Raw genomic sequence first — 23,325 nt, 5'->3', positions numbered from 1 at the left:
GATCAAATCAGCCAATAGTCCAGGCGCTCTGGCCATTTCATGCTATTAATTCAGGAGCAAATCGAATGTTGACCGAAGACGGCAAACACCTGTACGTGAGCTACGACGAGTACCACAGCCTGATCGAGAAGCTCGCGCTCAAGGTCCACCAGTCGGGCTGGGAGTTCGACACCATCCTGTGCCTGGCGCGCGGCGGCATGCGCCCCGGCGACATTCTTTCGCGCATCTTCGACAAGCCGCTGGCCATCATGTCCACCAGCTCCTACCGCGCCGACGCCGGCACGATCCAGGGCCACCTGGACATCGCCCGCTTCATCACCACGCCCAAGGGCGAGATCGCCGGCAAGGTGCTGCTGGTGGACGACCTGGCCGACTCGGGCCACACGCTCAAGGCCGTCATCAACCAGCTGCGCAACAACTACCAGCCCATCACCGAGCTGCGCAGCGCGGTGATCTGGACCAAGGGCGTCTCCACCTTCACGCCCGACTACTCGGTGGAATTCCTGCCCACCAACCCCTGGATCCACCAGCCCTTCGAAGGCTACGACGCCCTGCGTCCGGCGCAGCTGCTGGAGAAGTGGAAGCTCTGAGCGGCTGATCGCTGCCCGGCCGCGGCGCTGCGGCGAAGGGGCTTGGCAGGTCTCACGGGGCGGACGTGTTCCCGGGAGCCGAAGCCGGGCTGCTCCCAGCGTTGCAGCCATCGCCCTGGAGCAGCAGCTCGGTGTAGCGGCGCTGCATCTCTTCGGGCGCCACCTTCTCGATGCTGTGGCCGATGTTCCAGCGGTGGCCGAACGGGTCGCGGATGCTGCCCGAACGCTCGCCATAGAAGTGGTCCTGCGGCGCGATGTCCAGGCTGGCGCCCGCCGCCACGGCCTGCGCGATCAGCGCGTCCGCGTCGTCCACATGCAGGTGCAGGGTGACCGAGGTGGCGCCGAGGGTGGCAGCGCTGCGGATGCCGTACTCGGGGAATTCGTCGCACAGCATCAGGACGGCGCCGTTGAAGTCCAGCTCCGCATGGCCGATGCGCCCGCTGGGCTCGGTCAGGCGGAACAGCTCCTTCACGCCGAAGGCCCGGGTGTAGAACTCGATCGCCCGGCCGGCGTTGTCGACATGCAGGTAGGGAAACAATTCGTGGATCGCCATGGGGAACTCCTGTGATGGGGGGGATGGCCGCTGCGGTCACTGTAAGCGCGGCCCAGGGCGCCGGTCTTGAACAGAATTGACCTCCACCGGTACATGGTTGGCCTGCTCCGGCGCGGCCCGGCGGTAGGCCTGCGGCACGAGGCCCGTGAATTCGCGGAAGTCGCGGTTGAAATGCGCCTGGTCGCTGTAGCCGGCGGCCAGGGCCAGCCCGGCCCAGCCGGCCGCCGGGTCCTGCGCGAGGCGGTGCAGCACGCCCTGGAACCGCAGCACGCGGCCGTACAGCTTGGGCGGCAGGCCCGTGGCCTCGCGAAACAGCGCGATGAAGCGGCGATGGCTGTAGCCGCTGTGCCGCACGGCCTCCTGGATGCCCAGGCCGCCGCCGAGGCCGTGCAGCGCCTGCGCCACGGCGGGATGCAGGCCGCGCGGGCCGGGAAGGGCGGACAGCCGCGCCGTCAGCAGCGCCTCGAGCAGGGCGAGTTGCCGCTCGGGCGGGCCGGCGTCGTGCAGCCGCTCCAGCGCCAGCGCGGCGGCCGGGCCCCACAGCGCGTCCAGCGGCGTGTGGCAGCCGGCCAGCGCATCGGCCGGCGCCCCCAGCAGCAGCCGGCTGGCGCCCGGGCGCAACTGGGCGCCGACGGAGCTGACCGGCTCCGAGACATCCTTGGCGTAGTAGGTGGCGCGCGCCCCGCCCACCACGGCGTGGCCCAGGGTGGTTTCCCGCAGGCCGCCGCTGCCGTCGAACAGGCGCAGCGGCGGGCCCGAGAGGCGGAACACGAGGTGCATGCTGCCGGTGGGCAGCACATGCTCGCGCGCCGCGGCCGGCCCGGGCGCGGCGGCCCTGGGGCTGGTGGCCCACAGCGTCTGGACGAAGGGGCGCAGTGCCGGCCCCGGGATGCGCGTGTGGAGCATGGGCGCAATGTAACCGGGAACCGCGCGCCCGGCTAATATGGCGTGATGAGCAACCCCTCCACAGGCCTGATCCATCACCCCTATGCCCCGCCCGCGGGCTTCGTCGCGCCCCAGCCGGGCGTGTTCAAGGCGTCCACCGTGATCTTTCCCAATGTCGCGGCGATGCGCTCGCGCGAGTGGAAAGACAAATCGGGCTACACCTACGGCCTGCACGGCACGCCCACCACCTTCATCCTCGAAGAGCGGCTGTGCGCGCTCGAAGGCGGACTGCAATGCCTGCTGGTGCCCAGCGGCCTGGCGGCCATCGCCAATGTGGCGCTGGCCTTGCTCAAGACCGGCGACGAGGTGCTGATTCCCGACAACGCCTACGGCCCCAACAAGGCGCTGGCCGAGGGCGAGCTGCAGGCCTGGGGCATCCGCCACCGGCTCTACGATGCGATGAACCCGGCCGATCTGGCGGCCAAGATCACGCCGCAGACCCGGCTGGTCTGGCTCGAGGCCGCCGGCTCGGTGACGCTGGAGTTTCCCGACCTGCCCGCGCTGGCGCGCCTGTGCCGCGAGCGCGGCGTGACCACCGTGCTCGACAACACCTGGGGCGCCGGCCTGGCTTTCAATCCGTTCGACTTCGGCGACGGCACGGGCGCCGACATCTCGGTCCATGCCCTGACCAAGTACCCGAGCGGCGGCGGCGATGTGCTGATGGGCAGCGTCATCACGCGCGATCCGGCCCTGCACATGCGCCTGAAGCTGACCCACATGCGCCTGGGCCTGGGCGTGGCCGGCAACGATGCCGAGCTGCTGCTGCGCTCGCTGCCGAGCCTGGCGCTGCGCTACCAGGCGCACGACCGCGCGGCGCGCGAGCTGGCGCGCTGGATGCAGGGGCGGCCCGAGATCGCGCAGGTGCTGCACCCGGCGCTCGAAGGCTCGCCGGGCCATGCGCACTGGCGCGCGCTGTGCGGCGCGCGCGACGGCGCGGCCGGGCTGTTCTCGGTGGTGTTCCACGAGCGCTACGGCACGCCGCAGGTGGACCGCTTCTGCGACGGCCTGCGGCTGTTCAAGCTCGGTTACTCGTGGGGCGGGCCGATCAGCCTGGTGGTGCCGTACGACATGGCCGCCATGCGCGACGCCAGCCTCGGCACCTGGCCGCACCGGGGCGTGCTGGTGCGCTTCTCGGTCGGGCTGGAGGTGCCGCAGGACTTGCAGGCCGATCTGGCGCAGGCGCTGGCCTGTATGTAAATTTCGGGGCCCGCGCTGGCGCGGGCATGTTTATCGCTTACATTGGGCGCTTCAATACAGCGGATACAAAGAAACGGATCGAACAGTGGCCACACCCAACTACGGTTACGAAAAACGCCAGAAAGAACTCGCCAAGAAGCGCAAGAAGGAAGAAAAGCTCAAGCGCAAGGCCGAGTTGAAGACTGGCGGAGCCGTCGAGGGTGAGGAAGCGCCGGAAGACGCCGCGCCCGCTGATCCCGCCGCACCGGGCACGCCGCCCGACACCCCCGCGCAATCCTGATCTGCCTTACCCGCCTTATCGAGGCAGCCAGCCCAGCCCATGGGCATGCAGGCTCTGGATATAGAGCCGGTCGGCCGTTTCCGTGACGCCCGTGGTTTCGGGGTAGGCCCCTGACGGGTCCTGCAGATCCGCCACCACCCGGCCCGCTTCCGTGAATGCCATCACGTGGCCATAGGCCGGCGGGATCGGCCACATCGCGCGCGGCAGGCGCAGCGTGAGCCGGCGCATGAAGGGCTGCGAGGCCAGCCGGTCGACCGTGGCGTTGCGCGGCTTGACCAGCCCGACCCAGATCTTTCCGTCCCGCCCGCGCATCAGGTTGTCGGGGTAGCCCGGCAGGTTGTCGAACAGCAGCTGCGCCAGCGGGCTGGCCTGGGTGATGTCCAGGTCGCGCGCCTCGAGCGCGATCTTCCAGATGCGGTAGCGGCCGGTCTCGCTCACGAACAGGGTCTGCTCGTCCTGCCCCAGCGCCACGCCGTTGGCGAAGCTCAGCCCGCGCGCCACCACGCGCACCGCGCGGGTGGCCGGGTCGTATTCGAGGATGCGGCCGGTGGCCGACTGCTCCAGGATGTCGAGCACGCTGGCCTCGAAGGTGCCGCCCCATTCGCGAGCGCCGAAGCGCGTCGAGGCATCGCTGAAATACATCCGGCCGCTTCGCGCCACCACCACGGCGTCGGCATAGCGGATCGGCTCGCCGTTGACGCGGTCGGCCAGCATCGTGATCTTCCGGTCGGGCGCGATGGAGAGCAGGCCGCGGTAGGCGTCGGCGGCGATCAGGTTGCCGGCGGCGTCGAAGTCGAACCCCAGCACGCGCCCGCCGGTGTTCACGAACACCTCCTGCGCGCTGCCGTCGGGCGCCATGCGCAGGATGTTGCCGCTGGCCACCGTGGTGTATAGCCGGCCGTCGCGGCCGATCGCGACATGCTCGGGGCCGCTTTCCTGGCCCAGGGAGATGGTGCGCAGCCCGGCCAGCCGCTGATTGACGGCATACGGCCCCGTGTAGCCCGGCGGCACGGGGGCGTTCCAGCTCACGGGCTCGATCGGCACCGGCCACAGGCACAGGTAGGCGGCCAGCAGCGCGAGCAGGGCGCCCAGCACCAGGAACAGCTTGCGCATCATGGTGTCTCCTCGATGATTTTCTGGGCCAAAGCGGCCAGGGTCCGCGCCGAGCGGTCAACGGCTGCTATGGTTTTTGCAGCATCGTAGTGGCTGAAGTTGTTCTGCATCGAGCGCTCGTAGCCCGGGTCGTAGTGCCGGGCCAGCAGCTCGCGCACCACGGTGTCGATGCGCCCGGCGTGCAGGTGGTCTTTCCAGCCCTGCACCACGGCCTTGCCGCGCAGCTCCACCAGCGCATCGAGCCGCTCGCAGAACAGCGCGGTGTCGCGCGCGAAGAAATCGTAGTCTTCCAGCAGCAGCGCCACGCGCTCGTCGTCGGGCAGCTCCAGGCTCAGGCAGGGGCTGGCGCGCATGGCCGCGATCAGGTCGCCGGGCACGGCGAGGTTGCCGACCTTCTTGCTCTCGCTTTCCACGAACACCGGGCGTGCCGGGTCGAAGTGCCGCAGCGCGTCCCACACCAGCGTGTCGAAGCGCTTCTGGCTAGGCTGCGGCTGGCCCGGAATGCTGCCCAGCACCGAGCTGCGGTGGCTGGCCAGCGCCTCCAGGTCGAGCACCTGGGCGCCGGCCTCGGCCAGCGCGGCCAGCAGCCGGGTCTTGCCCGAGCCGGTGGGGCCGCAGATCACCTGGTAGCGCAGCCGAGCGGCCGCACCGGGCAGGGCTTCGAGCAGGGCGCCGCGAAAGGCCTTGTAGCCGCCTTCGATCAGCGTCACGCGAAAGCCGATCTGGCCCAGCACCAGCGCCAGCGAGCCGCTGCGCTTGCCGCCGCGCCAGCAGTAGACCAGCGGGCGCCAGTGCTTGGGCTTGTCCAGCACCTCGCGCTCGATGTGGCGCGCGATGTTGGCCGCCACCAGCGCGGCGCCGCGCTTTTGCGCCTCGAACGGGCTGACCTGCTTGTACAGGGTGCCAATGAGCTTGCGCTGCTCGTCGTCGAGCGAGGGCCAGTTCAGCGCGCCGGGCAGGTGGTCGAGCGCGAATTCGCCTTCGCTGCGCGCGTCGATCACGGCGCTGAAGCCGTCCGGCCCGTCGCCCAGGCGCCGCAGGGCTTCGGCGGCGGGAATGGTGTGCACGCTCACCGCAGCAGCTTTTTCAGCTCAGGCCACACGTTGTCCAGCATCGCGGGATGCGCCTCTTCGCGCGGGTGGATGCGGTCGGCCTGGAACAGCCGGGTGGGATCGGGGCCGTCGGCGATGCCCTTGAGGAAGAACGGCACCACGGCCGCCTTGCGCGCCTGGGCCACCTTGCCGAACAGCGCTGCGAAGCGGTTGCCGTAGTCGGCGCCGTAGTTGGGCGGCACCTGCATGCCCACCAGCAGCACCTTGGCGCCGGCCTGCTGCGCGGCCTCGGTCATCTGGTTCAGGTTGTCCTCGGTCATGGACAGCGGCAGGCCGCGCAGCGCGTCGTTGCCGCCAAGCTCGATCACCACCACCGCCGGCTTGTGCTGCGCCAGCAGCGCGCCCAGCCGCGAGCGCCCGCCCGAGGTGGTGTCGCCGCTGATGCTGGCGTTGACCACCTGGGCCGGGATTTTCTGCGCCGCCAGGCGCTGCGCCAGCAGGGCCGCCCAACCGCTGCCGCGTTTCAGGCCATACTCGGCGCTGAGCGAGTCGCCCAGGATCAGGATGGTCTTGCCCGTCGGCGGGGCCGGCGCGGCGAATGCCCACAGAGCCGGGCCGCAGGCGGCGGCCGCGATAAAGTGTCGTCGATTCAAAACTGAGCCTTTCATGCCCGAAACCCTGTTCGAAACCGGTGTTCCCTCCGCGTCGCGGCCTTCCCTGGAGGCCGCCGGCGCGGCCGGGCCGATCATCGCCGTGGAGCATGTCCACAAGTCCGTGACCGATTCCACCGGCACGCTCGACATTTTGCGCGATATTGATTTCCGGCTGGCGCCGCGGGAGACCGCCGCCATCGTGGGCGCCTCGGGCTCGGGCAAGAGCACGCTGCTGTCCATCATCGCGGGGCTGGACACGCCCACGCGCGGCACGGTGCGGCTGGCCGGGCAGGACCTGTTCGCCATCGACGAGGACGAGCGCGCCGCGCTGCGCGCGCAGAAGGTCGGCTTCGTGTTCCAGAGCTTCCAGCTCATGGGCAACCTCACGGCGCTGGAGAACGTGATGCTGCCGCTGGAGCTGGCGGACCGTCGCGACTCGCGCCGCGCCGCCACCGAGATGCTGGCGCGCGTGGGCCTGGGCGAGCGCCTGGGCCACTACCCCAAGGTGCTGTCGGGCGGCGAGCAGCAGCGCGTGGCGCTGGCCCGCGCCTTCGTGGTGCAGCCGGCCGTGCTGCTGGCCGACGAGCCCACCGGCAGCCTCGACTTCGCCACCGGCGAGAAGGTGATGGAGCTGATGTTCGACCTCAACCGCGAGCTGGGCACGACGCTGGTGCTGGTCACGCACGACCGCGGCATCGCGGCGCGCTGCGAGCACCGCATCACCATCGAGGCCGGGCGGATTTCCAGAAATCAGGACTGAATCGGGGCGATGTCCTTGTCCCGCGGTTCTCGGCAGCTATGGTTTTGATAGCGTCCGGGCTCAGGCCGGGCGCCCGCCCGCCGCCCGCAGGTTGGCAAAATTGTCGCGCGCGGCGGCGTCCGGGATGGCGCAGGCCAGCAGCTCGCGCAATGCCTGGGTGCTGACGACGCGCGGCAGCGCCTTGTGCACGAGCACGCGCGCCAGCGGGCCGATGAGCCGTTCCAGCTCGCTTTCGATGGCGGCCACCACGTCGGGGGCCGGCACCGCCAGGCCGCGCTGCGGCGAGGTGTGCTCGAGCTGGGACTGGTCCGGCGCGGGTGCGGGCGGCCGGGGCTGCGGCGGCAGCACGGCGTAGATCTCGTGCGCCCGCAGGTGCTTGTCCAGATGCGGCCCCAGCGGGTCGAACTGGTGGCCGGCCTCCTGCTCGCACAGCCGCGCCAGCAGGTCATGGTAGGCGCGCGACACCACGATCTGGTTGGGCTGGGCGAAATCCATGACGCGCTGCGCCACGTTGATGCCGTCGCCCAGCACGTTGGTGCGCTCGGCGGCGCCGCTCACCAGGCGCACCGGCCCCAGGTGCAGCCCGATGCGCGCCGACAGCATGCGGCTGTAGCGCTGCACCAGCAGGTCGCGCAGCAGCCGCGCCGACAACAGCGCCTCTTCCGGGTCGCCGAGGAAGCAGACGGAGGTGCCGTCGGCGCTGTCCATCACGATGCGGGGCGAGTTGTCCAGGCCCAGCAGGGCCTTGCGCACGAGCTCGCCAAAGCGCGCCCGCAGCCCCTCCTGCTGCGCGGCCGTGTAGCGCGAGAGGCCCGCCAGGCTGGCATACAGCAGCGTGACCACCACGTTGCGGCTCAGGGCCCCGGGCCGCTCCGTCGGCGGGGGGGAGGCGGGTTCCGGGTTCATTGAAACGGGGATCCCGCGGATGTCATGGAGCAGGCGAAGGCGGCAAGGCCGGGGCGGCTCAGGCGCCCGGCCCGGGCACGGAGCCGGCCGGCAGCAGGGTGGCCGGCACCCGGTTGAACTGGAAACTCAAGCTCACGCACGATCCTTCGCTCTCATCAAGAGCTGCCCATTCTAGAGAGCCCATTGCCGCCGTGCAGGGCATTTTTAACGCCGGAGCTGTGCGGTTTGACCCTGGGCCAGCGCGGATAATCATGGCATGTCCTCCCCCAAAGTCCTGTTCGGCTTCCATGCCGTGGGCGTGCGCCTGAAGACCGCGCCGCAATCCATCATCGAGATCTACTACGAGCCGACGCGCCGCGACGCGCGCATGCGGCAGTTCATCGAGCGCGCCAAGGAGGCCGGCGCGCGCCTGATCGAGGCCGACGGCCTGCGCCTGTCCAAGCTGGCCGGCAGCCATGGCCACCAGGGCGTGGCCGCGCGGGTGGAGGCGGTGGCGCAGGTGAAGTCGCTGGACGACCTGCTGGACCAGCTCGCCGGGCCGCCGCTGCTGCTGGTGCTCGACGGCGTGACCGACCCCCACAACCTGGGCGCCTGCCTGCGCGTGGCCGACGGCGCCGGCGCGCATGCCGTGATCGCGCCCAAGGACCACGCGGTGGGCATCAACGCCACCGTGGCCAAAGTGGCCAGCGGCGCGGCCGAGACGGTGCCGTACTTCATGGTGACCAACCTCGCGCGCACGCTGGGCGAGCTCAAGGAGCGCAACATCTGGTGCATCGGCACCAGCGACGACGCGCCCAGGACGCTCTACCAGGTGGACCTGAAAGGCCCGGTCGCGCTGGTGCTCGGCGCCGAGGGCGACGGCATGCGCCAGCTCACGCGCAAGACCTGCGACGAACTGGTGAGCATTCCGATGGCCGGCGCGGTGGAGAGCCTCAACGTGTCGGTGGCCAGCGGCGTCTGCCTGTACGAAGCCCTGCGCCAGCGCACATGAGCGGCGAGGTTCGCGGCTGGCTGCAGGCGGGTGCGGAAGCCTACAACGAACTGGTGCGCATTGCAGCCCCTGCGCTCATCGGGCAGTGCGGTGCCGTACGAGTCTTCACCTGCTTCAGATCGGACGCACGCGGCCAGGTGAGCTACGGCGCAGGGGGGCAAGTCGGCTAGCTGCTGCGCACGACTTATCCGGTGGGTTACTTCTTGAGCTCGCCGCTTGGCTCGGAGGCGGGGCGCGCCCTCAGTCGCAGCGAGGTGATGCACACGCTGCAACGCGCCAGCCATTCCGGAAAGATTCCGGCCGAGCTGTCCAAGTGCAGTGAATCGATGGCAGCGGTTTCTTCGGCGTTCATCTTCATGAGCAAGGCAGTGGAGGCAGGAGCGCTAGCCACATGCAGCAGGCGCTCGACCGCATCCGTGAGGCCCGGTGGCGATCCGCAGCCCTAGCACCTGCACCGGATTGCGCAGACCGGTATCAAAGATACTAGCCTGGGCGGCTAACAATTCGAATATTGTGACTGCTAGCCTGTCGGCGCACAGCGAAGCAACCAAAAATCGAGTCCAACGGGCGTTAGACGTCGGCTACGAAGTAACAATCCATGAAGCTCTAATTACACAAGATGAGTGGGCAGGAGCAGGGTTCACGCTCATTGATCCTGCTATTGGGGCGGGCGGCTACCTGATTGAGGGCGGCGCAAACGGGAGGTGGCTCGTATTGAATGGCTTTGTGGTCCTCGCTTTGATTGCTGCGATACTGTTGACCTCGGTCTTAGCAATATCTGGACTGATTGGACTGGCGGCCTATTCAATCGGTGCTGCGATAGTCACTTCCGCTTTCATCGATTGAGATAATGTGAATCTCCCGCAATATTTTGGCCTCTTTTCGACGTTTAGATATCTGGCGGCGCTTTTTTCCTTAAGCGGTGCCGTCCTATTTGCATCTATGTTTATCTTGATAGCGTTCCATGCCTTTGTTGCGGCGGCAGCGGTGCTTGCGCTGACACTGCTTTTCTCGCAACGACTGAGGAACTTTACAGATTCGAAATTTACTAAGGCGTACTCAAATGGTCAATCTGGTGGAGGCGAATGAAATGGAAAAAGCGCTGTTTTTTCGGAGGGCTAATAGTTATTATTTTGATTGATGCTCTTTTTTGGGGGGTAATTTTTAGAAAAAAATGACCACAAGAAAGGAGAAACGAAGAGGATGAGTAGTTTGAAAAATCACCCTTTTGTCCAGGAAGTTCTTCTTTTTCGAGGCACTGAAGTAGTAACAATAGCTCGTCGAAGCTTCAGCGGGATTGGGATGGGCCGGGTTGGGTATTCAAGTGGGGATGATTGCCACCGACGATGGGCTTACTTTTGACCAAAGACTCGGATGGATTTCTATTAATGTTTTGGTAAGCGTGCTAACCACCTACTTGATTGGGCAGATGGTTGCATCTGGCTTAATTGGAGGACTACCTATTTTGCTTATGGCGTTGATCATCGGATTTGCTTTGCCAATTGCAGCCTCCGTCATCTCGCTTATTTAATTTTTCCAGTATCGACAGCAGCGGAGATACTATGCCTGAATTCATTCTTGTCGGCTTCGTTGTGTTGGTATGCGGACCTCTTTCGGTCGTTGCGCTTAGTCCATTCTGGTCATTTGTGGTCTTGATGCTGGGAGAGAGGCAAGAGGTAAATCTTCAGAGTGTTGAGATTTCCGGCCTGACTCACCCTACTAAGTCTCGTGATCTAGAAAGAGTCGGAATTTATCGAGTTCGGACAAGACTCGGCAGCGGAGGCCACGATGCAGGATATGAAGTGGTGCGTGCTCTCTCCGCGTCACAGATCAAGAAATTGCTTGTTCTTCAGGGCAATTTCTTGACTATCCATTGCTTCCCTGTCCTTACGCGACGCTTTGGTTTCAACCGATTTACAGCGCGCATTGATTCCGGTTTGTTGAGGCCAGGTGTTTTGATAGTTCTGCCTTTCTGGCTGCTTGGCGTGCTTCCGTTAGCGTCCGTCTTGTTTTCGACACTAACCGAAAAGAACATTTTTTTTGAGTTTCTTAGGTTTTTGTCGAATTGAATGTATTTGCCAAGGATGCCATGCAAATTCCTTCTGTTTGCTTTGCATGCTAAGAGCTGTATTGTGTCATTCAGGCGAGCAGTGCACCCTCGGAAGATCGCCTACAAGTTCACTTTAAATCAAGGTTCTGTGCTCGTCTCTGGGACACTGAGCAAGAGAAGACATGCGACGCCAATAGGGATGCAGTGATGCATAGGTAACGTCTGCGTTATTAAGTAGGAGTAGTCATGGAATTCTTTTACTTCTGTTCGACCTGTCTGCATGTGCGTCACAATGTTCCACCGGAACTCCCAATGTCGGCACGCTGGAAAGAGTGGTGTGTCAATTTCAATAGGGAATTACCGAAAGAAGTCGGAAAAGAAAGTCTGATTTGCCGCGAGTTCAAGCCCGCTGATCCCCGTGCCACTGAGTGGCAATCCGTCATAGCAAAATTTCCAGAAGGTGAACTCTGGACCTTTGAGCTATACCGCCCATCGAGAAAATTCGCCGTTATTGCCGAGCTGCCGAAGGTTGATCCCAAGACCGGAGAAGTGGTTGAAGTGTAGGGATAAATGGAAACATGGAGTTCTTTTATCTATGCATTACCTGCTCGTACTATCGGCGCAATGAGCCTCCCGGAGCACCTTCTTCACCCGATCAAATTCGGTGGTGTGTTAGACATGAAAGGAGGCTTCCTCCGGAAGTTGGCAAGGAGTGTCTGATTTGTCGCGATTTCAAACCGGAAGACCCTCGTGCGACGGAATGGCAAAACGGTATTCGCATGTTTCCCGAGGGAGAGTTGTGGTCATTTGAAATGTACCGCCCATCGCGAAAATTTGTAGCGATAGCAGACCTACCGAAGATCGATCCCCTGACAGGTGAGCTTGTCAAGCCCTAAAGAGCCACCACCGGAATCACTGAATCCAACACTCGTCACAAGGCTACATCGAGATTACAGAATTCTTGAAAGGTTGGCTCTTTCCGTAGCCGTAGTGCACACGCGTGTTGGTGATCTCCTTGATCCGCATCTTCAGCGCAGACTCGTCCTTCCTGACCGGTTTGTACAAGTAGGTTGAAGCCGGCATCTTCACCAAGCGCAAGGCATTGCGCTGGCTGCATCCGAAACGTCGCATCAATTCGGGCACCAACGCGCGACGCTGTGAAGGCCTCAAGGTTTTTTTGCGACGACCGCCTGCAGCATGGCCTTTATCCAGGCTCAGATCGGCCGCGATCTGCTTGAGCTTGCGGTTCTCCTCTTCGAGCTGGCGCAACCGACGCAGCTCCGAGGGGCTCACGCCACCGTACTTCTTGCGCCACACATAGAAGGTGGCATCGCTGATGCCCATCTTGCGACAAACCTCCTCAACGCTCGTGCCCAGCTTCGCTTGCTTCAACGCAAAGGCGATCTGATCCTCAGTGAACTTACCTCTTCTTCACGACAGGCTCCTGGCCCAAAACGGGCCTTTATCATGCCGGTCGTTCTGTTACCGAACGGTTCGAAATCCTGGGACAGGGTCAGACGTGATGTAGGCGGCCGAGGCCTGCGAGCTGATGCTGGTGGTCGGCACGGCGGGGCAGGTGTACCCGGCGGCGGGGCTGGCGCAGACCGCGCGCGCGGCCGGCGCCCGGGTGGTGGTCCTCAACCCCGAAGCCACCGAACTCGACGAACTGGCACATGCCGTGCTGCGCGGCAAGGCGGCCGAGCTGCTGCCGGCGCTGCTGCGCGAAGGCTGAGGCCGGCCCGGCGGCCGCTGCTCAGTCGCTGGCCAGGTTGAGCTGGTCGATGTCGAGCGGGTCGAGCTGGAGCTGCGCGCCGCGCACCAGTTCGGCCAGCTGGGCCAGCGAGGTGGCGCTGGCGATCGGCGCCGTGATGCCGGGCCGCGCGATCTGCCAGGCCAGCGCCACCTGGCCGGGGCTGACTTCGTAGCGCTCCGCCACCTCGTCCAGCTCCGCCAGGATGCGCAGGCCGCGCTCATTGAGGTACTTGGCCACGGTGCCCTTGCCGCGCGGGCTCTTGGCGGCATCGGCCGCGCTGCGGTACTTGCCGGTGAGGAAGCCGGAGGCCAGCGCGTAGAAGTTGATCACGCCGACCTCGTGCTTGAGGCACAGCGGCGCCAGCTCGCTCTCGAAGCCGGTACGGTCGTACAGGTTGTACAGCGGCTGCAGGCTCTCGTAGCGCGGCAGGCCGAGCTTCTGGCTGGTTTCGAGCGCCAGCGCCAGCCGCGGCGCGGTGAAGTTGGAGGCGCCGATGGCGCGCACCTTGCCGGCCTTGATGAGCCCGGCGTAGGCCTCCAGCGTTTCCTCCATCGGCGTTTCGGCATCGTCGTCATGCGACTGGTAGAGGTCGATGTGGTCGGTCTGCAGGCGGCGCAGCGAAGCCTCCACGGCCTGGCGGATGTAGGCCGGTTTCAGGCCCTGCTGGCCCGGCCCCATGGGCTTGCCGACCTTGGTGGCCAGCACCACGCGGTCGCGCCGGCCGCCGGCCGCGAGCCATTTCCCGATGATGGTTTCGGACTCGCCGCCGGTGTGGCCGGGCACCCAGACCGAGTACACGTCGGCCGTGTCGATGAAGTTGAAGCCGGCGTCCAGCCAGGCATCGAGCAGCGAGAACGAGGTGGCTTCATCGATGGTCCAGCCGAACACATTGCCGCCGAAGGCCAGCGGGGAGACTTGGAGGCCGGAGCGGCCGAGCGGGCGCAGGTTCATGCTGTGTTCCTCAGGGGCCAGGGGTGGCGGGATGGCCCCATTGTTGCCGCGCTGCAAAACATCTGCCGCGATCGGGTTTTCCCGGCGCGGGTTCAGGCCAGCTCGTGAAAGCGCATCACCACCTTGTCGGGATGGCGCGCGCCGGCCCCCACGAACAGGCGCTCGTTGATCCAGCCCAGGGCCGCGGAGGCGGTTTCGAAGCTCGGGCTGCAGCGGAAGTAGATCTGCGCCGGGTCCACCGGCTCGCCGCGCGCCAGTCGGGCCATCAGCTCGGGCGGGCCGCTGCGCACGGCGTGGTTGCGCACGTAGATCAGGTCGCCGGCATCGGTTTCGAGCACGTAGCGCGCATCCAGCTCGGCCAAGCGCTCGGTCACGATGAGCTGGAAATCGGCGCCGCCGGGCAGCACGCGGGCCTGCCAGCCGTGGCCCCGGGCCTCGCCGCCGGTGATCGGGATCAGGCGGCGCAGCCCGTGCGGGGTGCGGCCGACTTCCTGCGGCCGGTCCACCTGCACCGACAGGTCGGCGAAATACTTGAGCTGCGGGTCCAGGGAAGCGTCCATGGGGCGTGTCTCCGTCTTCAACAAGGGAAAGGGCAGTGGCGCGGCCGGCTCAGAGCCAGCCCAGCGCCCCCAGCAGGGCGCCCGCGCCCAGCAGCCACAGCAGGTGGATGCGCGTGCGCCACACCAGCAGGGCGCTTGCGGCGGTGAGCAGCCATAGCGGCCAGTCCTGCAGCCGGGCCTGGTTGCCGGTGGCGAGGATCCAGCTCGTGGCCACCAGCAGCGCGACCACGATCGGCGCCATGCCCTGCTTGAAGGCGCGCACCGCGCGCAGCTCGCGGTTGCGCTGGCCCCAGCGCGCGGCCAGCCAGGTGAGGGTGGTGCTGGGCAGCAGGATGCCGACCAGGCTCATGGCCATGCCCAGCAGCCCGGTGCCCAGGCCGCCGGCATTCAGGCCCACATGCCAGCCGAACAGCGCGATGAACAGCACATTGGGCCCCGGCGCCGCCTGGGCGATGGCGATCGAGGCGCTGAACTGCGCATCGGTCAGCCAGTGCTGCTGGTCGACCAGGTAGCGGTGCATGTCGGGCGCGGTGGTGATGGCGCCGCCCACGGCCAGCAGCGACAGCGAGACGTAATGCAGGAACAGGTGCAGCCAGTCGGCGCCGCTCAGCGTGATGCTCATGGGGCGACCTCCGTGCTGCGCACTGCGGTGCGAGCCCCCTTCGGAGCGGCCGGGCGGGGGCTCATGGAGCCAGCCTGCGGTAGGTGAGCACGCAGCACAGGCCGCCGAGCACCAGCAGCACATACACCAGCGGCAGGCGCAGCAGTGCCACAGCCACGAAGCACAAGGCGCCGAAGAACAGGCACACGGGCACGCCCAGCGGGTGCTTGCGCAGGGCGCCGAACAGCTTGAAGCCGGTGGCCGCGATCAGCCCCGCCGCCACCGCGCCCATGCCGCGCAGCGCGCCGGCCACCATGGGGCTGCCGGCGTACTGCGAGTAGAGCAGCACCAGCCCGAACACCACGAAGGTGGGCGCTGCCATGATGCCGGCCAGCGCCGCCAGCGCGCCGCGCAGGCCGAAGTAGCGGTCGCCGATCATCAGCGCGAGATTCACCACGTTGGGGCCGGGCATGATCTGGGCCACGGCCCATTCCTCGACGAACTCCTCGCGCGTCATCCAGCGCTTCTTCTCCACCAGCTCGCGCTGCACCACGGCCAGCACGCCGCCGAAGCCCTGCAGGGCCAGCAGGGTGAACGAGACGAACAGGTCGGTGAGGGACTGGGGCTGTGCGCGGGGCTCGGCGGGGGTGGCAGCGGCCCCCTGAGGCAATGAACTCATGCGCGGGATTATCGCGCCCGGCCCGCCGGCGCGCTGGCCGCCGCGCGGTGCCCGTCAGCCGGCCAGGGGCAGGTAGATGTCGCTGAGCAGGTCGGCCGGCGCCGTGTCGCGCGGGTTGTTCAGGTACTCCTCGAACACCGGCCGGTCCGCCAGCTGGTGGCCCGAGTGCAGCAGCCATTCGCCATACAGCCACTGGTAGGCGGCGCGCATGGTGGCATAGGGGCCGCGGTGGCGCAGCACGGCGCAGCGGCCGCCGCCCAGCTCGAACGGCACCAGCGGTGGCTGCGCCAAGGCGCCGGGCGGCAGCGTCAGGCCGGCGCGCGAACTCAACTGCGCCTCGGGCACGGCGAACGGGTCGTCGTCGTAGACCGCCAGCCAGCGCGTTTCCTTGCGCAACAGGCCCTGGGCCGCCAGCCGCGTGAAGGCGGTCTCGAAGGCCCGGCCGATGAGCATGTAGGAGCCTCGGTGGCCGACGCCCGCCAGTGGCAGTACCGGCACCTCGCGGATGGCGACCTCATAACCGGCCGCCGCCGGCTGCGCCTGCCCGACGCGGAACACCGTGTGGCTGCCCTGCGTGCGGTACTGGCTGGGGCTCATGCCGTAGGCCGTGCGGAAGGCCCGCGTGAACGACTGTGCGTTGGGGTAGCCGCACTGGCGCGCCACCTGCTCCACCGGCAGGGCCGTGTTGGCGAGATAGCCCGAGCCGCGGTGCAGGCGCAGCCGCCGCACCGTGGCTGCGATGGTCTCGCCGTGCAGCGCGTGGTAGATGCGGTGCCAGTGGTAGGGCGAGAGGTGCGCCACCTCGGCCAGGCGGGGCAGGTCGAGCTCTTCGGCCAGGTGGTCGTGGATGTAGGCCGTCACGCGGCCCAGCCGCTCCTGGTAGTCGGTCCAGCCATGGCGGGGGTTCATGCGGGCAGGGGCTCCCTGGCGATGCCGATGAAGATGTCGATGGTGCCGTCGGCGCCATAGCGCTCGTAGTCGGCGAGGTAGGTCTTCTTCAGATCATGGCGCGCCCAGATGGCCTGCCAGGCCGCGCCGACGAGATCGACGCGGCCTTTCTCGACCGGGAACACCGCGCGCGGCCCGGCCGGCGCCACGGCCGGGGCCAGGCCCTTGGGCAAGGGCGAGCCGGGTGGCACGCGCGCACCGATGATGAGGGAGTACAGGCCCTCGTTGTTGCGGCCGGCGTTCTCGAAATTCGTGTACACGGCATAGACCTCGTCCGACAGCTTGCCCGGAATGCGCGCGAGCACGCCTTCCTCGCCGAAGCGCTGCCAGTGGCGCGGGATGGTCTCGAACGCCTCCTGGTTGGTGGTGCGCAACTCGATGCCGACGATGTGGATGGCTTGTTCCTGGTGGACGATCTTCATGAGGGCTCCTGTGGGGGTGAATGACAGGAGCGAATCTACGGCGCCCGGCCTGACAATTCTTGCGCACTTGGCGGCCGCGTGGCCAGCCGCAGGCCGGCGGCCGTCAGTGCCAGCGCGGTGATGCTGCTGGCCTGTAGCGGCTCGCCGAGCCAGGCCCAGCCCAATAGCGCCGCCGTAATCGGACTGAGCGCGAGGAACACGGTCACCCGCGTCGGCGCCTCGTGCTTGAGCGCATACAGCCAGGCGGCGTAGCCCACGCCGCTGGACAGGCCGATGAAGGCCACGGCGCCCCAGGTGCCGGCGCGCAGCGCCACGACGCGCGCCGGCCAGCCCTCGGGCAGGGCCAGCAGCGCGAGGAACAGCACCGAAGCCAGCATCGCGAAGGCCGACACCGGCAAGGTCGGGTAGCGCCGCAGGTACGGGCGGTAGAGCACGCTGCAGACCGCGCCCACGCCGGCGCTGGCCAGCACCGCGAGCTCGCCCCACCAGTGGCCGGTGCGGGCCGCGCCGAGCTTGGGCGACAGGGTCAGCGCCACGCCCGCAATGGACAGCAGCACCCCGCCCAGCAGCGCCGGCGAGAGGCGCTCACGCCCGAGCGCGGCCGACAGCAGCAGCGTGAGCAGCGGGAACAGGCTGAACACCAGCGCCGCCTGGGCCGCGCCGATGTGCAGCAGGCCCCAGTTGAGCAGCGCGATCAGCAACGCGAACTGGCCGATGCCCAGCGCCGCCATCGCGGCCAGGTCGCTTGCTATGGTTTTGGAAGCATGTTGTGACCGCAGCGCCTGGACCTGCGCCGCAAAAGGCTTGAAAACAAAGGGCAGCAGGCAGAGCAGGCCGATGGCGTAGCGCAGCAGCGCCAGCGTGAGCGGCGGCACCTCGGCCACCACGAAGCGCGAGGCCACGATGGCCGCGCCGGCCTGCACGCCGGCCACGGCCGCCGCCAGCAGCGGCAGCCTCATGCGAGGGCCTGGCGCGGGGGGCGGATCACAGCTTGAGCTCCCAGGTCTCGCTCACGAGCTGCTGGCCGTAGCCCTGGTAGGGCTCGCTTTTCGTGAGCCGGAAGCCGCGCTTGGCGTAGATGCCGCGGGCGGCCACCAGGCAGCTGTTGGTCCACAGCACCATCTTGCGGTAGCCCTTGCCGCGGGCGAAGGCCAGGCATTCGTCGGTCAGGCGCGCGCCCAGGCCCAGGCCGCGCGCGGCTGGCGTGAGGATGAGCATGCGCAGCCGGGCCACGGTGGCCGAATCGCGCACCACGAACACCGCGCCCACGCGCTCGCCGTCGAGCTCGGCGATCCAGCCCTTTTCCCACTCGGGCTGGAAGTTCTTGAGGAATTTGCCGGCGATGTCGGCCACCAGCGCCTCGAATTCGCTGTTCCAGCCGTATTCGCGCGCATAGATCTCGCCATGCTGCTGCACCACCCAGCCGATGTCGCCGGGCTGCGGCTCGCGCAGGATCACGGTGCGCGTGGCGGCGGTGGGTGGGGCCGGGTCGAGCAGGCGCTGCATCGTGGCCATGGCCTCGACCAGCTCGCGCTGCTGCCGGCCAGACAGCGGCGCCAGCAGCGCGGCGGCTTCGTCGCGCGACTTCTGCTGCAGCGGCTCGAAGGTCCGGCGCCCGGCGTCGGTGAACTGCAGCAGGCTTTGCCGCGCGTCGGCGGGCGAGGGCGCGCGCGCCAGCCAGCCGCGCGACTCGAAGCGCCGCAGGATGCGGCTCAGGTAGCCGGCATCCAGCGCCAGGTCGCGGCCCAGCTCGCTGGCCGTGGGCTGGTCGCGGTGGGCCAGCTCGTACAGCACGCGCACCTCGGTCAGCGAGAACTCGCTGCCGAGGTAGGGGTCCAGCACGCCGATGCGCTGGGTATAGAAGCGGTTGAAATCGCGGATGGCCTCGGCCTGGGCGGGAGTGGGAGATACCTTCATCAATGACATTGTCAGTCAATTGATTGCCTTGGTCAATAAATTGCCAGAAGTCTGCCGCGCCGCCATTGGCAGGCGCTCATAGATCCAGCTCCATGAAAACCGCGCTGGCACGGTAGGTGGCGGCGGCACTCCCGGCCTGGTAGTCCTGCATGCTGTTGCCGGCATAAGGCTGGACTTCGGTGAAGCCGGCGGACCGGTAGAGCCCGTGCGCGGCCGAGAGGCATTTCAGGCTTTCCAGCTTGGCCTGGCGGCAGCCCATGGCGCGGGCATCGGCCAGCAGCCGCTGCACCAGCAGACGGCCGGCGCCGAGGCCGCGCGCCGCCGGTTCGACGTACATGCGCTGCAGTTCCGCCGTCGCGCCCGTCGATGGATCCGGCAGCCGCTTCAGGCAGCCGACGCCGACGTACCGGCCGGCATGGCGCACCAGGTAGAAACGGCCGTTGGGCGGGTAGAACTTGGTGGGGTCGCCGAGGTCGGAGGCGAGCATGGCCTCGGTGTCGAAGCTCAGGCCGTAATGCGTGCGAGCCTCGGCGGCGACCCAGGCCAGGTAGTCGGCGATCAGCCGGCGGGCGGCATCGCGGGTGGCGGCGTCGCCGACGGGAACGAGTTCGGGCGGGGAAGCGGTGTTCATGCCTGCCAGTCTCGTTGTGCGGCGGCCGGCCGTCTTGTACGATTGTTTCATCATGCGCAGCGCTGTCTCCACCCCACAGGACTGGGCCCGTTTCCGGCCCGGGGCGCTGGACGGCATAACCCTGATGAATGCGCATTTCACCGAGCACGCGTTCGAGCGCCACAGCCACGAAACCTATTCGGTCGGCCTCACCCTCTCGGGCGTGCAGACCTTTCATTGCGGCGGCAGCCAGCATGCCAGCCTGCGCGGCGACATCATTCTGTTCAACCCCGATGAGGCGCACGACGGCCGGCGCGGCACGCGCGAGGGGTTCGGCTACGCCATGCTCTACGTGCCACAGCAGGTGATGGACGAGTGCCGCGACCGCGAGGCCGGCATCGACGCCGCCGTGCATTTCGCCACGCCGCTGGTGCGCGATGCGGAGATGGGCCGCGCGCTGTACCGGGCCATCGGCGCCATGGGGCAGGCCCAGGAGTCGCTGCGGGCGCAGGAGCTCACGCGCACGGCGCTGACGCGCCTGCTGCAGCGCCATGGCGAACGGCCAGCGCCGCCGGGCGGGCGAGCGGCCGGCAGCGCCCGCATGAACCGCGTCCGCGACTACCTGTGCGCGCATTTCGACGAGGACCTCACGGTGGACGCCCTGGCGCGGGAGGCCGGGCTGTCGCGCGTTCACCTCACGCGGGCGTTCGCGCGCCAGTTCGGCGTGCCTCCGCACCTGTACCTGAACGCGGTGCGCATCCGCCGCGCGCAGGAGGCGATGCGCTCGGGCCGGCCGCTGGCCGAGGTGGCGCTGGCCTGCGGCTTTGCCGACCAGAGCCATTTCAGCCGGCGCTTCAAGGGCAGCGTGGGCCTGTCGCCCGGCGCCTGGCTGCGGCAGATGCAGGCCTGAGTGCGGCCGGCGCCTTCACACAAGTGTGGTGGAGGCGGCTCCGCACCACACGCCGTGTGAAGCGATGTAAGCGCAGGCAAAGTTGCCGCGGTCCGGGTGTTTCGGTGCCAGACTTCCGCTCCAGTTTCCAACTCTGACCGACCGCCCATGACCACGCCTCGTTCCACCCGCCCCCTGTTCGTCGCCGCCACGCTGGCTCTGTGCGCCAGCCAGGTGCTGGCCCAGTTCAGCAGTGGTATGGGAGGGATGGGCGGGCGGCGCGGGCGCTCCGCCGACACGAGCAGCTCGGCGCGCCCGTCCGATGCCTCAGCCGCACCGGGCTCGCGCGCGCAGCAGACGGTGGACAAGCTCTACGACCTGCGCATGCGCCTGCTGATCACGCCCGAGCAGGCGCCGGCCTGGGAGTCGTTCTATGCACGCACCCTGGCCTGGGCGAACGAAGCCGCGAACGGGCGCCGCACCTCGGCCGTGGCCGAACAGTCGGCGCTGCAGGCTGTGCAACTGCGCCTGAGCGAGACGCAGAACCGCTATGCGCTGATGGAAGACCTGGCCGACGCCGCGAAGAAGCTCTATGCCCAGCTCACGCCCGAGCAGCAGCGCACGGCCGACCAGTACCTGCCGCCCGTGATCCCCTGATCTCCCGTGAAGCGGGCGAAGCAAGGGCAGCTGCTAGGGCTCAGTACACCGGCTGGTGCTGGCGGATCGCGTCCTTCACCGGCGGCATCAGCGCGAAGCCCGGGCCGTACTGGGCGGCCAGCACCTCGGCGCGGTGGAAGAAGGCGTCGATGCCCGTGCCGTAGATGAACTGCAGGGCGCCGCCGGTCCAGGCCGGGAAGCCGATGCCGAAGATCGAACCGATGTTGGCGTCGTGCACCGTGGTCAGAACGCCTTCGGCTAGGCAGCGCGCGGTTTCGATGGCCTGGCGGTACAGCAGGCGGTCCTTCAGCTCCTGCATGTCCCAGGCGGCGCCGGGCTTCTCGAACAGCGGCTTGAGCTGCGGCCACAGGCTTTTCTTCGCGCCCTTCTCGGCAGGGTAGTCGTAGAAGCCGCCGCCGGCGGCGCGGCCGTTGCGGTCGAACTCCTTGACCATGCGTTCCACCAGGAGCTCGCCGGGCGTGGCAATGTAGGTATTGCCCTCGGCGCGGTAGTCGGCGCGGGTCTGGTCGAGCACGTGCACGCTGAGGGAGAGCGCGGTCTCGTCCAGCACCGCCAGCGGCCCCACGGGCATGCCGGCCTGCAGGCCCGCGTTCTCGATCACGCTGGCCGGGATGCCTTCACCCAGCATGGCCGCGCCCTCCATCACGAAGGTGCCGAAAGTGCGGCTGGTGTAGAAGCCGCGTGAGTCGTTCACCACGATCGGGATCTTGCCCAGCGCCTGCACGTAGTCGAAGGCGCGCGCCACGGTCTCGTCATCGGTGGCCTTGCCGCGGATGATCTCCACCAGCTTCATCTTGTCCACCGGGCTGAAGAAGTGGATGCCGATGAACTTGTCCGCATGCGCGCTGGCCTGGGCCAGGCCGCTGATGGGCAGGGTGGAGGTGTTGCTGGCGAAGAAGCCGCCCGGCGCGAGCTGCGGCTCGGCCTCCTTTGTCACGCGCGCCTTGAGCTCGCGCTGCTCGAACACGGCTTCGATGATGAGGTCGCAGCCTTTCAGGTCGTCGGCCCGCTCGGTGGGGGTGATGCGGTCCAGCAGCGCCTGCTGGTCGTGCGGGCTCAGGCGGCCTTTCTCGACGCGCGGCTGCGTGAGCTTGGCGCTGTAGGCCTTGCCGTGCTCGGCCTTGTCCAGGCTCACGTCCTTGAGCACGGTGGCGATGCCGCGGCTGGCCTGGGCATAGGCGATGCCCGCGCCCATCATGCCGGCGCCGAGGATGCCGACCTTCGCCGGCTTGTAGCGCGGCACGTCCTTCGGCCGGCTCTGGCCGCTCTTGATCGCGTTCATGTTGAAGAAGAACGTGTTGATCATGTTCTTCGCCACCGGGCTCACGATCAGCTTGGCCAGATAGCGGCTCTCGATGCGAAGCGCGGTGTCGAAGTCCACCTGCGCGCCTTCCACCATGGCGGCCAGCGCGTACTCGGGCGCGGGGTAGAGGCCGCGCGTTTTCTGCTTGAGCATGGCCGGCGCCACGCTCAGGGCCGCGGCGATCTTGGGGTTGCTGGGCGTGCCGCCGGGCATCTTGTAGTTCTTGTCGTCCCAGGGGTGGTGGGCCGTGGGGTGGGCGGCGATGAAGGCCAGCGCCGCCTCGCGCAGCTTGGCGGGGTCGCCCACCAGCTCGTGCACGAGCTGCAGCTCCAGCGCCTCGCGCGGGCCGAACAGCTTGCTCTCGAGGATGTAGGGCTGCGCGCCCATCAGGCCCAGCAGCCGCGTCATCTTGGTGATGCCGCTGGCGCCGGGGATCAGGCCCAGCGTCAGCTCGGGCAGGCCGAGCTGGATCCTGGGGTTGTCCAGCGCGATGCGGTAGTGGCCCACCAGCGCCACCTCCCAGCCGCCGCCCAGGGCCGCGCCGTTGATGCAGCTCACCACCGGTTGGCCCAGCGTCTCCAGCGTGCGGAAGTTCTTCTTGGTCTGCTCGATCTCGGCGAACACGCGCGGCGCGTCCTCGGGCTTGAGGCGCATCGTGCCCTTGAGGTCGGCGCCCGCGAAGAAGGTGCTCTTGGCCGAGGCCAGGATGATGCCCTTGATGGCGGCCTTGTCCTTCACCACCTGGGCGGTGGCCTCGGTCAGGTCGTGTTGCCATTGTTCGCACATGGTGTTGACCGGCGAGCCGGGCTCGTCGAAGGTGAGGGTGGCGATGCCGTCGGCGAGTTCGTATCGAATGGTTTTCATGAGACTCCGTCTGCTACGAAATTGATAGCTACCAACGTCCGCGCGACGCGGACATGAGGC

Annotated in this window: 29 protein-coding genes and 2 pseudogenes; 13 read left to right on the top strand and 18 right to left on the bottom strand. The window is 67.5% G+C overall.

Features of this window, described 5'->3' with window-relative positions; translation table 11 throughout:
• Window positions 1–65: 65 nt before the first annotated feature.
• Window positions 66–590 carry a phosphoribosyltransferase gene (locus tag MMF98_RS10050; protein WP_243306138.1) on the top strand — a complete coding sequence of 175 codons (525 nt, stop codon included), beginning with the start codon at window positions 66–68 and terminating at the stop codon, window positions 588–590.
• 52 nt (window positions 591–642) lie between these two features.
• Here the strand turns inward: MMF98_RS10050 and MMF98_RS10045 are convergent, their stop codons facing one another.
• On the bottom strand, window positions 643–1,143 hold the full coding sequence (locus MMF98_RS10045) for a VOC family protein (RefSeq protein ID WP_243306137.1): 501 nt from the start codon (window positions 1,141–1,143) through the stop codon (window positions 643–645).
• Window positions 1,144–1,179: 36 nt separating this feature from the next.
• Window positions 1,180–2,049, bottom strand: a complete 870-nt coding sequence (locus tag MMF98_RS10040) for a helix-turn-helix domain-containing protein (protein ID WP_243306136.1) — start codon at window positions 2,047–2,049, stop codon at window positions 1,180–1,182.
• Window positions 2,050–2,094: 45 nt separating this feature from the next.
• Between MMF98_RS10040 and MMF98_RS10035 the strand changes: the two genes are divergently transcribed.
• Window positions 2,095–3,285, top strand: a complete 1,191-nt coding sequence (locus tag MMF98_RS10035; RefSeq protein WP_243306135.1) for a PLP-dependent transferase — start codon at window positions 2,095–2,097, stop codon at window positions 3,283–3,285.
• A gap of 85 nt (window positions 3,286–3,370) precedes the next feature.
• Window positions 3,371–3,565: a hypothetical protein gene (locus MMF98_RS10030; RefSeq protein WP_243306134.1), complete on the top strand. Its 195-nt coding sequence runs from the start codon at window positions 3,371–3,373 to the stop codon at window positions 3,563–3,565.
• 15 nt (window positions 3,566–3,580) lie between these two features.
• Here the strand turns inward: MMF98_RS10030 and MMF98_RS10025 are convergent, their stop codons facing one another.
• Genes MMF98_RS10025 through MMF98_RS10015 form a run of 3 tightly spaced genes read right to left on the bottom strand, consistent with a single transcriptional unit; the run spans window position 3,581 to window position 6,398 of the window.
• Complete coding sequence (locus MMF98_RS10025; RefSeq protein WP_243306133.1) at window positions 3,581–4,681, bottom strand: SMP-30/gluconolactonase/LRE family protein; 1,101 nt, start codon at window positions 4,679–4,681, stop codon at window positions 3,581–3,583.
• Entirely contained in the window at window positions 4,678–5,751 is a 1,074-nt protein-coding gene (gene mnmH / locus MMF98_RS10020; protein WP_243306132.1) for a tRNA 2-selenouridine(34) synthase MnmH, read from the bottom strand. The genes MMF98_RS10025 and mnmH overlap by 4 nt, the downstream gene beginning before the upstream one ends.
• Window positions 5,748–6,398 (bottom strand): arylesterase, encoded by a 651-nt coding sequence (locus tag MMF98_RS10015; RefSeq protein WP_423837587.1) that lies wholly within the window; start codon window positions 6,396–6,398, stop codon window positions 5,748–5,750. Before MMF98_RS10015 ends, mnmH begins: the two co-directional genes overlap by 4 nt.
• On the opposite strand from MMF98_RS10015, the gene MMF98_RS10010 reads away from it, so the two are divergent.
• Window positions 6,397–7,143, top strand: coding sequence for an ABC transporter ATP-binding protein (locus tag MMF98_RS10010; RefSeq protein ID WP_243306130.1), 747 nt, complete (start codon window positions 6,397–6,399; stop codon window positions 7,141–7,143). The two genes, MMF98_RS10015 and MMF98_RS10010, sit on opposite strands and share 2 nt — an antisense overlap.
• Before the next feature lie 60 nt (window positions 7,144–7,203).
• Here MMF98_RS10010 and MMF98_RS10005 read toward each other — a convergent pair whose 3' ends face one another.
• Window positions 7,204–8,049 carry a DUF8082 domain-containing protein gene (locus MMF98_RS10005; RefSeq protein ID WP_243306129.1) on the bottom strand — a complete coding sequence of 282 codons (846 nt, stop codon included), beginning with the start codon at window positions 8,047–8,049 and terminating at the stop codon, window positions 7,204–7,206.
• A 256-nt stretch (window positions 8,050–8,305) separates the two neighbouring features.
• Between MMF98_RS10005 and rlmB the strand changes: the two genes are divergently transcribed.
• Complete coding sequence (rlmB, locus tag MMF98_RS10000) at window positions 8,306–9,040, top strand: 23S rRNA (guanosine(2251)-2'-O)-methyltransferase RlmB (RefSeq protein WP_243306128.1); 735 nt, start codon at window positions 8,306–8,308, stop codon at window positions 9,038–9,040.
• A 196-nt stretch (window positions 9,041–9,236) separates the two neighbouring features.
• On the opposite strand, the gene MMF98_RS09995 is transcribed toward rlmB, so the two are convergent.
• Window positions 9,237–9,398: a hypothetical protein gene (locus MMF98_RS09995; protein ID WP_243306127.1), complete on the bottom strand. Its 162-nt coding sequence runs from the start codon at window positions 9,396–9,398 to the stop codon at window positions 9,237–9,239.
• A 155-nt stretch (window positions 9,399–9,553) separates the two neighbouring features.
• On the opposite strand from MMF98_RS09995, the gene MMF98_RS09990 reads away from it, so the two are divergent.
• From MMF98_RS09990 to MMF98_RS09970, 5 genes are all read left to right on the top strand, one after another.
• Complete coding sequence (locus tag MMF98_RS09990) at window positions 9,554–9,886, top strand: hypothetical protein (RefSeq protein WP_243306126.1); 333 nt, start codon at window positions 9,554–9,556, stop codon at window positions 9,884–9,886.
• A 6-nt stretch (window positions 9,887–9,892) separates the two neighbouring features.
• On the top strand, window positions 9,893–10,129 hold the full coding sequence (locus tag MMF98_RS09985) for a hypothetical protein (protein ID WP_243306125.1): 237 nt from the start codon (window positions 9,893–9,895) through the stop codon (window positions 10,127–10,129).
• A gap of 241 nt (window positions 10,130–10,370) precedes the next feature.
• On the top strand, window positions 10,371–10,571 hold the full coding sequence (locus tag MMF98_RS09980) for a hypothetical protein (RefSeq protein WP_243306124.1): 201 nt from the start codon (window positions 10,371–10,373) through the stop codon (window positions 10,569–10,571).
• A gap of 31 nt (window positions 10,572–10,602) precedes the next feature.
• Entirely contained in the window at window positions 10,603–11,109 is a 507-nt protein-coding gene (locus MMF98_RS09975; protein ID WP_243306123.1) for a hypothetical protein, read from the top strand.
• Window positions 11,110–11,336: 227 nt separating this feature from the next.
• A complete protein-coding gene (locus tag MMF98_RS09970; RefSeq protein ID WP_243306122.1) occupies window positions 11,337–11,654 on the top strand; it encodes a hypothetical protein in 318 nt (105 codons plus the stop codon).
• Between the two features lie 420 nt (window positions 11,655–12,074).
• On the opposite strand, the pseudogene MMF98_RS09965 reads toward MMF98_RS09970, so the two are convergent.
• Window positions 12,075–12,521: pseudogene (locus MMF98_RS09965) on the bottom strand (transposase); the annotation flags it as partial.
• Window positions 12,522–12,618: 97 nt separating this feature from the next.
• Between MMF98_RS09965 and MMF98_RS09960 the strand changes: the two are divergent.
• Window positions 12,619–12,822: pseudogene (locus tag MMF98_RS09960) on the top strand (NAD-dependent deacylase); the annotation flags it as partial.
• A 21-nt stretch (window positions 12,823–12,843) separates the two neighbouring features.
• On the opposite strand, the gene MMF98_RS09955 reads toward MMF98_RS09960, so the two are convergent.
• The 9 genes from MMF98_RS09955 to MMF98_RS09915 form a co-directional block, all read right to left on the bottom strand.
• The gene (locus MMF98_RS09955; RefSeq protein ID WP_243306121.1) at window positions 12,844–13,794 is read right to left on the bottom strand and encodes an aldo/keto reductase; all 951 of its coding nucleotides are present in this window, start codon (window positions 13,792–13,794) and stop codon (window positions 12,844–12,846) included.
• Between the two features lie 92 nt (window positions 13,795–13,886).
• Window positions 13,887–14,354, bottom strand: coding sequence for a DUF3237 domain-containing protein (locus MMF98_RS09950; RefSeq protein ID WP_243306120.1), 468 nt, complete (start codon window positions 14,352–14,354; stop codon window positions 13,887–13,889).
• Between the two features lie 49 nt (window positions 14,355–14,403).
• A complete protein-coding gene (locus MMF98_RS09945) occupies window positions 14,404–14,976 on the bottom strand; it encodes a chromate transporter (protein ID WP_243306119.1) in 573 nt (190 codons plus the stop codon).
• Window positions 14,977–15,037: 61 nt separating this feature from the next.
• The gene (locus tag MMF98_RS09940; protein ID WP_243306118.1) at window positions 15,038–15,634 is read right to left on the bottom strand and encodes a chromate transporter; all 597 of its coding nucleotides are present in this window, start codon (window positions 15,632–15,634) and stop codon (window positions 15,038–15,040) included.
• Window positions 15,635–15,688: 54 nt separating this feature from the next.
• Window positions 15,689–16,543 carry an AraC family transcriptional regulator gene (locus tag MMF98_RS09935; protein ID WP_243306117.1) on the bottom strand — a complete coding sequence of 285 codons (855 nt, stop codon included), beginning with the start codon at window positions 16,541–16,543 and terminating at the stop codon, window positions 15,689–15,691.
• Entirely contained in the window at window positions 16,540–17,004 is a 465-nt protein-coding gene (locus MMF98_RS09930; protein WP_243306116.1) for a GyrI-like domain-containing protein, read from the bottom strand. The genes MMF98_RS09935 and MMF98_RS09930 overlap by 4 nt, the downstream gene beginning before the upstream one ends.
• 35 nt (window positions 17,005–17,039) lie before the next feature.
• A complete protein-coding gene (locus tag MMF98_RS09925) occupies window positions 17,040–17,963 on the bottom strand; it encodes a DMT family transporter (protein WP_243306115.1) in 924 nt (307 codons plus the stop codon).
• A gap of 25 nt (window positions 17,964–17,988) precedes the next feature.
• Window positions 17,989–18,921: a bifunctional helix-turn-helix transcriptional regulator/GNAT family N-acetyltransferase gene (locus MMF98_RS09920; protein WP_423837586.1), complete on the bottom strand. Its 933-nt coding sequence runs from the start codon at window positions 18,919–18,921 to the stop codon at window positions 17,989–17,991.
• A gap of 76 nt (window positions 18,922–18,997) precedes the next feature.
• A complete protein-coding gene (locus tag MMF98_RS09915; RefSeq protein WP_243306113.1) occupies window positions 18,998–19,552 on the bottom strand; it encodes a GNAT family N-acetyltransferase in 555 nt (184 codons plus the stop codon).
• A 52-nt stretch (window positions 19,553–19,604) separates the two neighbouring features.
• Between MMF98_RS09915 and MMF98_RS09910 the strand changes: the two genes are divergently transcribed.
• Window positions 19,605–20,441, top strand: coding sequence for an AraC family transcriptional regulator (locus MMF98_RS09910; RefSeq protein ID WP_243306112.1), 837 nt, complete (start codon window positions 19,605–19,607; stop codon window positions 20,439–20,441).
• A 147-nt stretch (window positions 20,442–20,588) separates the two neighbouring features.
• Window positions 20,589–21,077, top strand: coding sequence for a Spy/CpxP family protein refolding chaperone (locus MMF98_RS09905; RefSeq protein WP_243306111.1), 489 nt, complete (start codon window positions 20,589–20,591; stop codon window positions 21,075–21,077).
• Window positions 21,078–21,117: 40 nt separating this feature from the next.
• Here the strand turns inward: MMF98_RS09905 and MMF98_RS09900 are convergent, their stop codons facing one another.
• Window positions 21,118–23,265: a 3-hydroxyacyl-CoA dehydrogenase NAD-binding domain-containing protein gene (locus tag MMF98_RS09900; RefSeq protein ID WP_243306110.1), complete on the bottom strand. Its 2,148-nt coding sequence runs from the start codon at window positions 23,263–23,265 to the stop codon at window positions 21,118–21,120.
• Between the last annotated feature and the right edge of the window lie 60 nt (window positions 23,266–23,325).

It is taken from the genome of Variovorax terrae (assembly GCF_022809125.1).
Taxonomy (GTDB): domain Bacteria; phylum Pseudomonadota; class Gammaproteobacteria; order Burkholderiales; family Burkholderiaceae_C; genus Variovorax_A; species Variovorax_A terrae.
Note: the sequence above shows the minus strand (reverse complement) of the source record. Positions and strands in the feature narration are given on the sequence as shown.